Source organism: Mycobacterium colombiense (assembly GCF_001665835.1).
Lineage (GTDB): Bacteria > Actinomycetota > Actinomycetes > Mycobacteriales > Mycobacteriaceae > Mycobacterium > Mycobacterium colombiense_A.
This window is the reverse complement of record NZ_LZSX01000003.1, coordinates 38,940-53,540: the sequence shown is the minus strand read 5'-3', so window position 1 is coordinate 53,540 and position 14,601 is coordinate 38,940. Positions and strand designations below refer to the sequence as shown.

Below are 14,601 nucleotides of genomic sequence, written 5' to 3'. Positions count from 1 at the left end.
GCTCAGTCATACCTCGCGCATACAATCCTCTGCCGGCGCGGTGATTTTGGTTCCGCCTGAACAGTGCCGCTCGACAGACATACCCGGCTCTGTCTCGGGGCCGAACCGTCGTCACCGATTGCGGAAGCTTGCCGGCTCAATCGGTCGGCGCCGACGCACCGGTTGGCCCGGTACGCAATCGTTGATGGGATAGTCTTTAGCCCCGCCGTTAGACAGGAACATAAGGTGCGATGGTTCCCGCCATCATGGTCCATGACGGGTACGCGGCTGTGACTCGGGCCGGGCGCCCCCGGCTCAGCGATAAGCGGCGCCACGGGATCACGGCGCGCGATGAAATCCTCGATGCTGCCGGCGAATTGTTCACAACCACGGGCTACGCGGGTACCTCGACGCGCGCCATCGCGGACGCGGTCGGAATACGGCAGGCTTCGCTTTATCACTATTTCAAGACCAAGGACGAAATCCTGCGCGCGCTGTTGAGCCAGACGGTCAACCCGACGTTGTCGTTCGTCGCGCATCTGCTCAGCGCCGAGCCTGCCCTGACCGCCGGTGAGCACTTGCATGCTCTGGCGATGTTCGACGGCAGACAACTGCTGTCGAGTCGGTGGAATCTCGGCGCCCTGTACCTCATGCCAGAGTCCCGCGGTGCCGGTGTCGAGCCGTTTTGGTCCGACCGGGAGCGGCTGCGGCAGCAATACCTGGCAGATGGCCGGGCCATCGTTGCCGACACCGGTATCCACCCGGCGGCGGCCGACCTGCCGTTTCGGCTGGTGGAGTCGCTGGTGAGCGTGTGGTCGACGCCCCCGGGCCCGGAGCGGTCCGACCTACCGGCCCACGTCGCGGATGCCTGCCTGCGAGTGGTCGGGATTCCGGACAGCGCCATCCCGACGTTACGCATGCGCAGCCACGCTGAGCTGCAGCGTTACGAAGCTGACCATTTGGTGACTCCTTAGCCCGGTACAACGCCGACAACGGGTTCGGTAGCCGGCTGTTCCAGCGACCACAAATAGCTCGGCCAGTCTCCGTGACCGGAGATGTCCTCTCCTGCCTGCCAGGCATCGAGGGCGCAGCCGAATCCGACCACCTCGGTCCCGTCGGACAGGGTGACTGCGCCCAACGTCATGGGTGCGGGCAGGCTCGGCAAAAAGTCGCCCAGCATCGCGGTGCCCACCAGCCACAGTTCACCTCGGATTGCTACGCCGGTGCCGGCGCCGACCTTGGCCAGTCCAGGCTTGGGCGGCGAAGTGTTCAGACGCGCGAGCCGGTACAGCGGTGCGGTCATAGCGCGTCCCGTCCATCGGGCGCCACGGTCGGTGAGCTGATGCGCGAGCGGCTGGCCCCGCAGGTGTGCGCCCACGACAAAAAGCGGGGTCGCTGCCAGTCCGGTCCGAGTCGGCCATGGTGCGGGCGGAGCACCGTCCGGCGAAACCCCGAGAGAAACCGCGCCCGGCCTGGCCACGCCCGGTGTGGGCGCGGTGACCGCGCGGGCCAGGTCCAGCGCGACGGCGTCGGCTCCCATTCGCGCGACCACGGTGACGCCGAACTGCGAGCCGTCCGCGGTCCCGGAGGGCACCGCGACCGCGCACAGGTCCATGAGGTTGCAGAAGTTGGTGTAGGTGCCCAGCGCCGAGTTGGCGCCGACTGGGTCGGCTGCGACGTCCGCGATCGTGGGGTGCCCGGTGGTGGTCGGGATCAGCAGCGCATCGCAATCTCCCAGCGCCCCTAGTGCGATCGCGGTGAGCTCGGCCACCCGCACGCGGTCGGCGAGCAGACGGGTTGCCAACACCTGACCCGCGGCCGACACGATTTGTCCCACCGTCGGGTCGACCTCGGCAGGGTGGGCGTCGACGAACGTCCCGACGGCCTCGTGCCGTTCGGCGACCAGGCCGCCGTCGTAGAGCAGACGCGCGGCGTCGAGGAACGGGCCGAGGTCGATCTCTTGTAGTCGGACGCCGGTCGCGGCAAGACGATCACGCGCGTCGCGGAACGCGAACTGCCATGGCTTGGACAGCCCGGGCAGGTCGCGTGGGATCGCCACAGTCGGGTTCGGGGGCGCGGCCAGCGGCGCGTCCGGTGGGAACGGGCGCGCACCTCCAGCCATCACCCCCATCGCGGCGTCGGCCGTGTCGATGTCGCGCGCGAACACCGTTACGCAGTCGTAGGAGCGGCATGCCGGGACGACGCCGTCCGTCGGAACCACGCCGACAGTTGGCTTGATGCCGACGACACCCTGTAGCGCGGCCGGCACGCGGCCCGACCCCGCGGTGTCGGTGCCCACACCGATGTCGACGAGGCCGAGCGCGACCGCGACGGCTGACCCGGAACTGGACCCGCCCGAGATGTAGCCGGGGCGGCGGGCGTCGCGCACCGCGCCGTAGGGGCTGCGAGTTCCGACCAGGCCGGTTGCGAACTGGTCGAGGTTGGTCGCACCGAGTACGACGGCACCCGCCGCCCGCAACCGCGCGACGACGGTGGCATCGGCGGACGCGGGCGCCGTCGCGTAGCCGGGACACGCCGCCGTGGTCGGCAGACCCGCGACATCGATGTTGTTCTTCACCGCGGCGACGAGGCCGGCCAGCTGCAAATCCGCGCCCGCAGCGACCTGGGCGTCGACGGCGGCGGCTTCGGCCAGCGCATCGGCCATGGGCCGCAAGAAGATCCAGATCTCCGGGCGGTCGACCGCTTCGATTGCCGCGTACGCGGCACGCACGCGTTCGACGGCGCTCACGCAGAGGCCTCGGCGAGGTCGAGGTCTGCGGACGGCGGGGACTGGGTCTGTACCACCGCCAACGGCGTGCCGGGTTCGACCTGGTTGCCCGCCTCGACCAGCAGCCGGGTGACGACGCCGTCGGAGGGGGCCGCGATCACGGTCTCCATCTTCATGGCCTCGAGCGCGAGCAGCGGCTGGCCCGCCACTACGTGCTCGCCGACTTCGACGTCGACCTTCCACACGCTGGACGCAAACGGGGCGTCCACCCGCTGTTCGCCGTCGTCGAGCACCAGGTCGGCCGTCACCGCGACAGCCCTGGATTCGGCCCGCTCCGCGCGGTCGAACTCTCCCGCGGCCGCCCATGCCGCGCGTTCTGCCGCGAACGCCGCGCTCTGGGTGGCCCGGAAGTCGGCGATCGAGGCGGCGTTGTCGGCCAGGAACCGTTCGTGGTCGGCAAGCGAGAACGTGCCAGGGGTGATATCCACCGAGCCGCGGCCCGCGGCGAGGTCGGCGCGTAGGTCGAGCAGTTCCTCGCCGGATACCGGATACCAGCTGATACGGTCGAAAAACCTTAGCAGCCAAGGTGTTTCGGGCTCGAATGGTGCCGTGTGGGTGTAGCGGCTCCACACCTGCGTGGTCCGTCCGACGAACTGGTAGCCGCCGGGGCCCTCCATGCCGTAGATGCACAGGTACGCCCCACCGATGCCGACGGAGTTCTCCGCGGTCCACGTGCGCGCCGGGTTGTACTTGGTGGTGACCAGCCGGTGGCGGGGATCCAACGGCGTCGCCACGGGCGCGCCGAGGTAGACGTCGCCGAGCCCCAGGGTCAGGTACTCGGCCGCGAACACAATGTCCCTGACCTCGTCCTGCGACGCCAAACCGTTGACCCGCCTGATGAATTCGATGTTGGACGGGCACCACGGCGCGTCATCGCGCACGCCCGACATGTAGCGCGCGATGGCTTCGCGAGTGGCCGGGTCGTCCCAGCTGAGGGGCAGTCTCACCGACCTGCTGGGCACCACCACGTCCGCGGTCGCGGGCAAGGCGTCCTCGATTTCGTTGAGCAGCCCCAGCAGCCGGTCGATCGACAGCACGTCGGGGTCGACATGCACCTGCAGCGAGCGAATCCCTGGTGTCAGATCCACGATCCCGGATACACGGCCTTCGCGCAGTTCCTCCGCGAGCCGTTGGTGCAGGGCGTGGACGCGCACGCGCAGCGCGAGATCCAAGACGATGTCGCCGTACTCGACCAGGACATTGTCGTCGCCGCTGCGGCGGTAGGTGACCAACGGAACACCGTCACCAATGCGGCGGGCAAGCACGCCGTGGTCGCCGTCGCCACCGGTCCGCGGGACCGACCATGCCGCCCGACGAGCGACGCCCAGTTCGTTGCGCGACGGCACATCGGCGGCGCGCACCGGCACGAAACGCACGGTATCGCCCGGCCGTAGCTGACCCAGTTTCCACCGTTCGGCCGAGGTGACGGTGACGGGACACACGAAGCCGCCCAGGCTCGGGCCATCCGGACCCAGCAGGATCGGGGTGTCGCCCGTAAAGTCAAGCGAGCCAACCGAATACGCATTGTCGTGGATATTGGACGGGTGCAGTCCCGCCTCTCCGCCGTCGGACCGCGCCCACTGCGGCTTCGGGCCTTCCAGCCGCACCCCGGTGCGGGCGGAGTTGAAGTGCACGCGGTAGCGCGCGCTGAACAAGGTGTCGATGTCGGCCTGAGTGAAGAACTCGGGCGCGCCGTGTGGTCCCTCGGTGACGGCGAGTTCCCAATCCGACCGCATCGTGGGCCGTTCCTCGGCCGGTACCGGCGCGGTGGACGCGGGAGCGCCAGAGGCGTTGGCGCGCAAGACATCACCGACCACCAGCTGTCGTCCGCCGTGGCCGCCGAATCGGCCCAGCGTGAAAGTCGACGCGCTGCCCAGATAGGCCGGCACGTCGAGCCCGCCGGCGACGAGCACGTAGGTGCGCAGTCCTGTCGTCTCGGCGGCGCCGACGTCGAGCAGGCCGTCCGCCGGGATCTCGACCGGCTCCCACATCGGAACGGCCACCCCGTTGACCGTGACCGGGCACTCGGCCCCGGTGACGCAGACCGTGGTCGGATGGGTCACGTGCAGCGCCGGACCCGACGAGGTGCACTCGAGCCCGGGAGCCCCGTCGGCATTGCCGAGCGCGCGGTTGCCGAGCCGGAACGACAGGTCGTCCATCGGTCCGCTCGGCGGTACGCCGACATCCCATTTACCCACCCTGCCGGGCAGGTCCTGAACCGTGGTCAGCATGCCGGGGCGTTCGACGGTGATCCGAGGGCGGGGATCCTTGATGTCGGCCAATGTGGCGGTGCTGTGGCGCGCCTCGCGCACGTCGGGGTAATTCAGTGCGGCGCGCGCGGCGCCGATATTGACCTCGATGCCGTGTATGACCGTGGCGTCCAGCGCGAGGCTCAGTCGGTCGAATGCCACGTCCCGGCTCGGCCCTTCGGTGATGACCTTGGCGAGCAGCGGATCGTAGGACGCCGAGATCTCGGTGCCGTCTTGAACCCAAGTGTCGACGCGCACACTGGATCCGTCGTCGAGCCGGTCGGGGAACGTCACGGCGGTCAGCGTTCCCGTGCTCGGTCGGTAGTCCCGCGTGGGATCCTCGGCGTATACGCGCACCTCCACCGCATTGCCCGCAACGGGCACCGCGCCAGTGTTGGCGCCCGGCGCCAGGCGCTCGGCCACCATGTCCCGATCGCCGCACGCCAGCCGAAACATCCAGGCGGCCAGATCGATTCCGGTGATCGCTTCGGTTACCGGGTGTTCGACCTGCAGGCGCGCGTTTACCTCGAGGAACGACGCCTGGTGTCGTTTGGGGTCGTAGACGAATTCGACGGTGCCCGCCGACCGGTAACCCACGGACGCGGCCAAGGCGCGCGACGACGAGTGCAGGCGCTCGCGTAACCCGTCCGGAAGTGCCGGTGCGGGCGCCTCCTCGATCACCTTTTGGTTACGGCGCTGCAGTGAGCAGTCGCGGTCGCCGAGCGACAGCACCCGACCGGTGCCGTCGCCGAAGATCTGCACCTCGAGGTGGCGCGCGTGGTCGATGAACCGTTCGACGAAGACACCCGCCGAGCCGAAGCTGCGCTCGGCCAGCCGAGCCACGCGATCGAACGCGGAGCGCAGCTCCTGAGCGTCCCGGCAGACCTGCATGCCGATCCCGCCGCCACCGCCGGTGGCCTTGAGCATCACCGGATAGCCGATGTCCTCAGCCGCACCGATCGCGGCCGCGGCGCTGTCCAGCAAAGCGGAGCCGGGGGACACGGGCACGCCGGCAGCGATTGCGGCCTCGCGCGCCGTGTGCTTGCTGCCGAACACGCGCAGCTGATGCGGGGTCGGGCCGACGAATGCGATGCCGGCTTGTTCGACAGCAGTGGCGAATTCGGCGTTCTCGGAAAGGAATCCGTAACCCGGATGGATCATGCCGGCGCCGGTCGCCGCTGCCGCCTCCAGGACCGCGTCGACCCTCAGATAGCTTTCGCTCGGCGCGGCCGGGCCCAGGCGTACCGCTTCGTCGGCCAGCCGGACGTGGGGCGCCCCGCGGTCGGCATCGGAGAACACCGCGACCGTGCGGAGGCCGAGCTGCTGCGCAGACCGCAGCAGCCGAACGGCTATCTCCCCGCGATTGGCGACCAGGACCGTGTCGAGCGGGTTCATGCGCCGCCCGCCTGGGCCGGCCGGGTCACGATCATCTGGACCGGGGTGGGGTCGAACCCGTTGCACGGGTTGTTGATCTGCGGACAGTTCGACACCAGGACCAGCGTGTCTACGTCGGCGCGGAGCGCGATTCGCTTGCCCGGCGCGGACAGACCATCGACGATCCCCAACGCGCCGTCGGGGTCGACGGGCACGTTCATGAACCAGTTGATGTTGCTCGACAGGTCCCGCGCGCCGAGGCCATGACGGGCACCTTCGATCAGGAAATTCTCTTTGCATCCGTGCTGGGCCCAGGTGTGCGGGCCGTAGCGCAACGTATTGGATTCCTTGGAGCAGGCTCCGCCCAGCGTGTCGTGCGCGCCGACCTCGTCGTCGACGACGGTCATCAACGCGATCCCGGTGTCGGCGCGCAGCACTGACCCGGTGGTCAGGGTGATACGGCCCTGCCGCCTGATGGTCTCTGGCGCGGAGTAGCGGACCGAGGTGTCCGCCGCCGAGTAGAGCAGACAGTCGACGGCCTGGTTGCCGTAGAGGTCGACGACGGTCAATACGTCTCCGGCGGCGACCACTGAGGACCACGATGCGCGTGCGGCGACGGTCTGGTCGAGGATCACGGCCCCGGGAACTAGGGCGGAGGTGGCGGCGGTAGTCACAGGACTCCTCGGGCTGCGAGGTCGGCGTTGGTATTCGCGATGGCTTGGCGGTGTTCGGGACCCAGCGGTCCGACCAGTTCGCCGGCGGCCAGCAGGTCAAGTTCGCCCGCGGCGGGCCAGGCGTGAATTCGAAAGGGAGAGCATGTGAATTCGGGCCGGGGATCCAGCGGGTGGGCTGTGTTGGCGAGAAGAACGATGCAGTCGATATGCAACAGGAGGTCGATGTGAGTACCCGGGCCTTTGGACCCCTGCCACTGGAAAGTGCCGTCGGACTTCACGCGAACTCCCTGGAAGAAGGAGAGTGAGGGTGGCAGGTCGCGTTGGCCGAGATCGTGCTTGAGTGCCCCCAGCGCAAGAAGTTGGCGTCCGGCCGGGGATGGCGACTCGGGCGTGCCCGCCCCATACTTCTCCACGTTCCCCGCCAGCGTGGTGGTGCCGGTGAGGGCGTCGTGGGCCCCGGAGGTGTCGGCGACGACCGTCGCCAGCACCCGGCCGAAACCGCTCAATAACGGGTGCCCGGTGGTGACATAGGCCTGCCAGGGCACCTTGACCGTGTCAGCGATGTTGAGCCGTTCATGGGTGGCGCCGGCGCGGTGCAGCAACAGACTCGCGCAGGCATTGCCGTCCGGATCGGACAATCGGACGCGTGTGCCGCGAGCCAAAGCGGCGGTCGTGTATCCGCCCGGCGCCACGGTCTCCGACCAGACCAGACGCTCGGCGGGCACGTCATCGGGAGCGGTCGGGCTGCTGGCCGCGGGCACGTGCCGCATGTACTGCGCAGATCGCCCGTGTTGGGCTCGTGCGTGGGCCCGGGCTCCCGCCGTGGTGGCGGTATCTGAGCTGGTCGCTTCAGCGGTCACGAGAACCCCCATTCAATAACTCAGTAGGGCCAATTTCTATCAAACGACAGATTCAACGCGCAAGCTGTCCTCGTCGCGCCTCGGTAACCCGGCCGGCCTCGACGGCCGCCACTCCGCCATCGGCCCGAGAGTGGGCGAGAACCATGGCGCGTCGCGTCCCGTCCGAGCGGACAGATGATCACGTATTTGTCGACGGCGGTGCTGTGTTCGCCTGCCGCGGATGAAACGTCGCCCTGCAGCGCCGTCGGTCCGGGCTCGGGTCAACAGCTCGATTCCGGACACCGAGCCTAAGCGCGCAGATCCGCGGTGATCGCGCCGGTGAGGCGGATCAGATCCCGCGGCGCCACCGCGACCTCCCAACCTCGACGGCCGGCGCTGCAGAACACCCGCTCCCACTTCAGCGCACCGGAATCGACGACCGTCGGCAGCTTCCTGCGCTGACCGAACGGCGACACCGCACCGACGACGTAGCCGGTCGCCCGCTCGGCGACCGGGGCGTCGGCCATGGACGCCTTGGCAACGCCCAGCGCCGCGGCGGCCGCCTTCAGCGAGAGCCGCGCGGTGGCCGGCACGATGGCGACCGCCAATCCGCCGGGCACCGCGATGATCAGCGTCTTGTAGATCTGCCCGGGTTCGATTCCGGCGGCCTCGGTGAGCGCCGTGACCGCCTCCGCGCCGAACGATTGCTCCCGCCGGTCGTGATCGAAGGTCAGGACGTCGTGCGGCACACCGGCTTTCACCAACGCCGCAATGCCCGGTGTGGCGGCCACCGTAATGCCTTAGCGCGGTTAGGGACCCGTGTACCCCGGCGGGTTGACGCCGTCCACCCAGAAGTCGACGCCCAGCTTCGAGCCGGGAATGCAGTCGTAGGTCGACAGGTCGGTGACGCCGGAGTCCACCAGCACGTCCTCGCACAGCAGCATGTTGCCGGTGAACTCCTTGGACGGCTTGTTGAGAACTACGTAGGCGGCGTCGGAGTAGATCTCGGGCTTGCGGGCGCGTCCCATCGCCTCCTCACCGCCGAGCAGGTTCTGCACCGCCGCGGTGGCCACCAGCGTGCGCGGCCACAACGTGTTGGATGCGATGCCCTCCTCGCGCATCTCCTGCGCAATGCCCAACGCGCACAACGTCATACCGAACTTGGCCATCATGTACGCCGTCGGCTTCAGCCACTCCTGGCCCAGCAGCACCGGCGGGGACAGCGTCAGGACGTGGGGATTCTCCCGGCCCTTCATGTGCGGCAGACACGCCTGGGACACCGCGTACGTGCCGCGCACCTGAATGCCGTTCATCAGGTCGAACCGCTTCATCGGCACCTCGGAAATGGATCCCAGGTTGATCGCCGACGCGTTGTTGACGCAGATGTCGATGCCCCCGAACTGCTCGACGGTCTTGGCCACGGCCGCCTCCACCGAATCCGGGTCGCGGACGTCCCCGACGATCGGCAGGGCCTGACCACCCGCCTCCTCGAGCTCTTTGGCCGCCGTGAACACCGTGCCCGGCAGCTTCGGGTGCGGTTCGGCGGTCTTGGCGATCAGCGCGACGTTCGCGCCGTCCTGCGCGGCACGCTTGGCGATCGCCAGGCCGATACCGCGGCTGGCGCCGGAGATGAACATGGTCTTGCCTTGGAGAGACTTGGCATGGGACATGGCGTCACACTAACGCCACGCCCGAATCGGCCGGATCGGGGCCCGATCGGCCGGCCGGGGCCGGCATCCGGCCGAATCGCGCTGCGGAAATAGCGCCGTCACCCACGGTGTTGATCCAATCGGTCTCACATGCGGTGGAGTGGACCCGGACGGACGGTGTCGGGGTCAGCCTTTAGATTGGGAGGAGCAGCGTGGTGTCAACGGCGACGAGCCTGTTAGGCGAGGAGCGGTTGGCTGGCTTCCTTGCGAGTCCGGTGGCGCTTTCGATGCTCTCCGGTAATACCGCCGCAGAAGGGACCGGGTTGATCGACATGGCCGACTCCGAAGATGGCCGCGAAGGCGCGACAGGGCCCGAGATTCCCGAGCCCGCAGCGCACGAAGAGACGGACGCGGAATTAACGGCGCGATTCGAACGCGACGCGATTCCCATGCTGGACCAGCTCTACGGCGGCGCGCTGCGCATGACGCGCAATCCCGCCGACGCCGAGGACCTGCTGCAAGAGACCATGGTGAAGGCCTACGCGGGATTCCGTTCGTTTCGGGCCGGCACCAACCTCAAGGCGTGGCTGTACCGGATCCTGACGAACACCTACATCAACAGCTACCGCAAGAAGCAGCGCCAACCCGCGGAGTATCCGACCGAGGAGATCACCGACTGGCAGCTGGCCGCCAACGCCGAGCATTCGTCCACCGGGCTGCGATCGGCCGAGGTGGAGGCCCTGGAGGCGCTGCCGGACTCGGAGATCAAAGAGGCGCTGGCGGCGTTGCCGGAGGAATTCCGGATGGCGGTCTATTACGCCGACGTCGAAGGCTTCCCGTACAAGGAAATCGCCGAGATCATGGATACGCCGATCGGAACGGTAATGTCACGGCTGCACCGCGGCCGACGGCAGCTACGCGGCCTGTTGGCCGACGTTGCCAAGGAGCGCGGCTTCAACCGCGGTCAGCAGACGCACGAGGAGGTGTCGTCATGAGCGAGCTCTCCGGCCAGAGCGGTGCCTCGCCCGACGCCTGCCCCAACGACGAGTCCCACGGCAGCGTCGGCTGCGCGGAGGTCATCCGCCAGGTATGGCTGCTGCTCGACGGCGAATGCGGCCCGGACACCCGCGAGCAGCTGCGCCAGCACCTCGAGGCGTGCCCCGGCTGCTTCAAGCACTACGGGCTCGAAGAGCGGATCAAGGCGTTGATCGCCACCAAATGCAGGGGCGAGAAGGCCCCCGAGGGGTTGCGCGAGCGGCTACGGCTCGAGATCCGGCGCACCACGATCATCCGGGGCACGCAGTAGCGTCCGTCAGGCGTTGGGGCGCTTGCCGTGGTTGGCCTTGCTGTGCTTGCGGTCGCGCTTCTTACGGCCTCGTTTGGCCATGATGTAAAACCTCCGTGATTGCTTGTCGAACGAGGCGCCCGGCGCCCGTCGGCTTGACGGCCATTCTCTCACGAGACGTCCTATGCAGTGTCTTCGCCCTCGTCCGGACCACTCGGGGCACGTGGGCCGCGGCCCCGAGTGGTCCTGTGGTTCGATGTATCCGAGCCTGATGGGCCTGATAGAACCGTGATGACCAGCAGCCAGCCTGCGCGAAGGCCGAGACGAGTGGGGTGAAGATGGCGGAGGATGTGCGTGCCGAGATCGTGGCCAGCGTGCTCGAAGTCGTAGTGAACGAGGGTGACCAGATCGGCAAAGGCGACATCGTGGTGCTGCTGGAGTCGATGAAGATGGAGATCCCCGTCCTGGCCGAAATCGGCGGCACCGTCAGCAAGGTCAGCGTGTCGGTGGGCGACGTCATTCAGGCGGGCGACCTCATCGCGGTGATCAGCTAGCCGTCGGGCCGTCTCGATCAGCCGCCGGGGAACGACCCGGGGAGTAAGCGATGTCAACTCTCGGTGATCTGCTCGCCGAACACACCATGCTGCCGGGCAACGCGGTGGACCACCTGCACGCGGTGGTCGGGGAGTGGCAGCTGCTGGCGGACCTGTCGTTCGCCGACTACCTGATGTGGGTTCGGCGCGACGACGGCGTGCTGGTCTGTGTGGCGCAGTGCCGGCCCAACACAGCGCCCACGGCGCTGCAGACCGACGCGGTCGGCACCGCCGTCGGATCCGACCGGCTGGAGCTCGTCGCCGAGACGTTCGCGTCGGGCACCGCCAAGCGCAATAACGTTGCGGGACCTGAAGATTCGTGGTTGCCCGGCACGCACGTCGAGGCGTCTCCGGTGCGCTACGGCGGCCAGGTGGTGGCGGTGCTCACCCATCATCAGACCGCGTTGGCCGCCGACCGTGCGTCCGGTCAGCTGGAGATCGCCTACCGGGACTGCGCCACCGATCTGGTCCACATGCTCGCCGAGGGGACCTTTCCCGACGTGGGCGACGTGGTCATGTCGCGCTCGACCCCGCGCGCCGGCGATGGCTTCATCCGCCTCGACGTGCACGGCGTCGTCGACTACGCCAGTCCCAATGCGCTGTCGGCCTACCACCGGATGGGCCTGACCACCGAGCTGGAGGGGCACAACCTGATCGAGGTCACCCGCCCGCTGATCTCCGACCCGTTCGAGGCGCAGGAAGTGGCCGAGCACGTGCGCGACCTTATCGCCGGCGGGCGCAGCATGCGCATGGAGGTCGATGCCGGGGGAGCCACCGTGCTGCTGCGCACGCTGCCGCTGATGGTCGACGGCGTCAGCGCTGGTGCGGCGGTGCTGATCCGCGACGTCACCGAGGTCAAGCGCCGTGACCGGGCCCTGATATCCAAGGACGCCACCATCCGGGAGATCCACCACCGGGTGAAGAACAACCTGCAAACCGTGGCGGCGCTGTTGCGCCTGCAGGCCCGCCGGACCGTCAACGCGGAGGGGCGGGAGGCCCTGATCGAGTCCGTACGCCGGGTGTCGTCGATCGCGCTGGTGCACGACGCGCTGTCGATGTCGGTGGACGAGCAGGTCAACCTCGACGAGGTGATCGACCGGATCCTGCCGATCATGAACGACGTGGCGTCGGTGGACCGGCCGATCCGCATCAACCGGGTCGGCGACCTTGGTGTGCTGGACTCCGACCGGGCCACCGCGCTCATCATGGTCATCACCGAACTGGTGCAGAACGCGATCGAACACGCCTTTGACCCGGCGGTCGCCGAAGGTTCGGTGACGATTCGCGCCGAGCGCTCCGCGCGCTGGCTCGACGTGGTGGTGCACGACGACGGTCGCGGGCTGCCGGAAGGATTCAGCCTGGAGACCTCGGACAGCCTCGGTCTGCAGATCGTGCGGACCCTGGTGTCGGCCGAGCTGGACGGCACCCTGGGCATGCGTCAGGCGCCGGTCACCGGCACCGACGTCGTGCTACGGGTACCGATCGGCCGGCGAACCCGATTGCTGTTGTAGGCGCCCGTCGTGCTGAATCCGCGCGCAAAAGTGCGACCCCGACTTTCGTCGAGGCCGCACTGTCTGCGTTATGTGGGTTATACCCCGCTGCGGGCCTTCGTCCGGGCGTTGCGACGCTTCAGTGCACGCCGCTCGTCTTCGCTCATGCCGCCCCAGACGCCCGAGTCCTGGCCCGTGTTCAGGGCCCAACCGAGGCACTCTGTGGTCACCGGGCACCGATTGCAGACCAGTTTCGCGTCAGCGATCTGCGCGAGAGCCGGGCCGCTGTTCCCTACCGGGAAGAACAGCTCCGGGTCTTCGTCACGACAGACCGCCTTGTGGCGCCAATCCATACGTCTTTACTCCTCACTAAGTGCGCAGCAAGGCGCACGGCCATTTTCTTCGGCTGTTTAATGCGTGCAGGAGAAAAGGAGTCCGCACTCCTACGTCAAACTCTGCATGCAACCTTTTGATCGTTTCACAGGCTCAACAGATGTCAATAGTGTGAGTTCGCTCGTGGGCTATCTCACTTTGATCGTCTCGTAGCCAAGCCCTTACTCCGTTGTACTACACTGCACGGGCTCCTCCCGAAATGTTTTCCCGGCACGCGCCCCGCCGCGCATCATTGCCGCAGGTCAGCGCCATTTCTGCTGAGGGGGAGCGACCACGGCCAGCGCATCCGGGACCGCCCGGAACGTCATAGTTTCGCGCACGCCGAGGTAGTCGCCGTCGAACTGGCAGGCGACGGCGCCTCCGGTGGAGGTAATTCGCAGGCAGGGCAGGTCGTCCTCGGTGATGAGGTGCTTGAAGTTGAATGTGGGCCGTTTGGCGAACATCTGCCGCACGATTCGCAGGGTGGGGATCGTCTTCATGGTGGTGGGCGCGAACACCCCGAGGCCCGACTCGAAGCTGCAGCCGGGGTTGGTCCAAACCGGCCGCTCGTTGGCGAACGTCCATGGGCTGGAGTTCGACACGAACGCGAAGCTGACCCCGGTAACGGGTTCGCGGCCGGGCAGTTCGAGTGTCAGCATCGGCTCGCGGCGGGTGTAGGCCCAGACGGCGGGCACCGACGCGCGGATGTAGCGCCACGCCGAAACTTTGCCGCCCTTGTCGCGTTCGGCCTCGACCGCGGCCACCACCTCCGCGTCAACGCCCATGCCGGTGTTGAACACGGCCCAGCGCTCGCCGCAGTCGATCAGCCCGATCCGCCGCCAGCTGCGGCGCCGTTGGTAGTCGTCGAGCAACTGGATGAGCTGGTTGGTGGCCGCGACCGGATCCGCGGAGATGCCCAGGGACCGCGCCAGCACGTTCGCCGAACCGCCGGGCACCACGGCCACCGCCGGAACCGGACCGCTCGGCAGCGGTCCCGGCCGGCCGAGCAGGCCATTGACCACCCCGCTCACCGTGCCGTCGCCGCCGTGCACCACCACCAGATCGATACCGTCGGCGACGGCCTTCTCCGCGAGCTCGGTGCCATGGCCGCGGTGGTTGGTGTGTTCGACAGTGAGGTGCAGGCGGCTTTTGAGCGCGTGGGCCAGCAGGTCGCGACCGGCCGGGGTGGTGGAAGTGGCTGTGGGGTTGACGATCAGCACGGCCCGCATGAGGCACGAGCTTATGCGGGCCGCCTAAGCCCGCGCTGTGGGGGAACCGCCGGGGGGCGGGCGGCCGCCCTGACTACGCT

The 14,601-nt window shown here is 68.1% G+C and carries 14 protein-coding genes; 5 read left to right on the top strand and 9 right to left on the bottom strand.

Going from position 1 to position 14,601, the window contains the following annotated elements:
• The first annotated feature begins 230 nt into the window (after positions 1-230).
• A complete protein-coding gene (locus A5760_RS00440) occupies positions 231-953 on the top strand; it encodes a TetR/AcrR family transcriptional regulator (RefSeq protein ID WP_231122504.1) in 723 nt (240 codons plus the stop codon).
• Here A5760_RS00440 and atzF read toward each other — a convergent pair.
• The 6 genes from atzF to A5760_RS00410 all read right to left on the bottom strand — a co-directional run bounded on the left by atzF (position 950) and on the right by A5760_RS00410 (position 9,573).
• A complete protein-coding gene (atzF, locus tag A5760_RS00435; RefSeq protein ID WP_064877115.1) occupies positions 950-2,728 on the bottom strand; it encodes an allophanate hydrolase in 1,779 nt (592 codons plus the stop codon). The genes A5760_RS00440 and atzF overlap by 4 nt on opposite strands.
• Entirely contained in the window at positions 2,725-6,411 is a 3,687-nt protein-coding gene (uca, locus tag A5760_RS00430) for an urea carboxylase (protein WP_064877114.1), read from the bottom strand. Before uca ends, atzF begins: the two co-directional genes overlap by 4 nt.
• Entirely contained in the window at positions 6,408-7,064 is a 657-nt protein-coding gene (locus A5760_RS00425) for an urea amidolyase associated protein UAAP2 (protein WP_064877113.1), read from the bottom strand. The genes uca and A5760_RS00425 overlap by 4 nt, the downstream gene beginning before the upstream one ends.
• Entirely contained in the window at positions 7,061-7,924 is an 864-nt protein-coding gene (locus A5760_RS00420; RefSeq protein ID WP_419538203.1) for an urea amidolyase associated protein UAAP1, read from the bottom strand. The genes A5760_RS00425 and A5760_RS00420 overlap by 4 nt, the downstream gene beginning before the upstream one ends.
• 287 nt (positions 7,925-8,211) lie before the next feature.
• Positions 8,212-8,700 (bottom strand): YbaK/EbsC family protein, encoded by a 489-nt coding sequence (locus A5760_RS00415; protein WP_196771933.1) that lies wholly within the window; start codon positions 8,698-8,700, stop codon positions 8,212-8,214.
• Positions 8,701-8,712: 12 nt separating this feature from the next.
• Positions 8,713-9,573 (bottom strand): SDR family oxidoreductase, encoded by an 861-nt coding sequence (locus A5760_RS00410; RefSeq protein ID WP_064877110.1) that lies wholly within the window; start codon positions 9,571-9,573, stop codon positions 8,713-8,715.
• Between the two features lie 311 nt (positions 9,574-9,884).
• Here A5760_RS00410 and A5760_RS00405 point away from each other — a divergent pair, with 311 nt between their 5' ends.
• Positions 9,885-10,547 carry a sigma-70 family RNA polymerase sigma factor gene (locus A5760_RS00405; protein WP_064877171.1) on the top strand — a complete coding sequence of 221 codons (663 nt, stop codon included), beginning with the start codon at positions 9,885-9,887 and terminating at the stop codon, positions 10,545-10,547.
• Complete coding sequence (gene rsrA / locus A5760_RS00400; RefSeq protein WP_064877109.1) at positions 10,544-10,858, top strand: mycothiol system anti-sigma-R factor; 315 nt, start codon at positions 10,544-10,546, stop codon at positions 10,856-10,858. The genes A5760_RS00405 and rsrA overlap by 4 nt, the downstream gene beginning before the upstream one ends.
• Before the next feature lie 6 nt (positions 10,859-10,864).
• Here the strand turns inward: rsrA and A5760_RS27715 are convergent, their stop codons facing one another.
• On the bottom strand, positions 10,865-10,939 hold the full coding sequence (locus tag A5760_RS27715; protein WP_011728008.1) for a 50S ribosomal protein bL37: 75 nt from the start codon (positions 10,937-10,939) through the stop codon (positions 10,865-10,867).
• Positions 10,940-11,175: 236 nt separating this feature from the next.
• Between A5760_RS27715 and A5760_RS00395 the strand changes: the two genes are divergently transcribed.
• Together A5760_RS00395 and A5760_RS00390 are read left to right on the top strand one after the other, a co-directional pair.
• Positions 11,176-11,391, top strand: coding sequence for a biotin/lipoyl-binding carrier protein (locus A5760_RS00395; RefSeq protein ID WP_064877108.1), 216 nt, complete (start codon positions 11,176-11,178; stop codon positions 11,389-11,391).
• Positions 11,392-11,441: 50 nt separating this feature from the next.
• Positions 11,442-12,941: a sensor histidine kinase gene (locus A5760_RS00390; RefSeq protein ID WP_064877107.1), complete on the top strand. Its 1,500-nt coding sequence runs from the start codon at positions 11,442-11,444 to the stop codon at positions 12,939-12,941.
• A 77-nt stretch (positions 12,942-13,018) separates the two neighbouring features.
• On the opposite strand, the gene whiB1 is transcribed toward A5760_RS00390, so the two are convergent.
• Together whiB1 and A5760_RS00380 are read right to left on the bottom strand one after the other, a co-directional pair.
• Positions 13,019-13,273, bottom strand: a complete 255-nt coding sequence (gene whiB1 / locus A5760_RS00385) for a transcriptional regulator WhiB1 (protein WP_003874607.1) — start codon at positions 13,271-13,273, stop codon at positions 13,019-13,021.
• A gap of 282 nt (positions 13,274-13,555) precedes the next feature.
• Positions 13,556-14,521 (bottom strand): diacylglycerol/lipid kinase family protein, encoded by a 966-nt coding sequence (locus A5760_RS00380; protein WP_064877106.1) that lies wholly within the window; start codon positions 14,519-14,521, stop codon positions 13,556-13,558.
• Between the last annotated feature and the right edge of the window lie 80 nt (positions 14,522-14,601).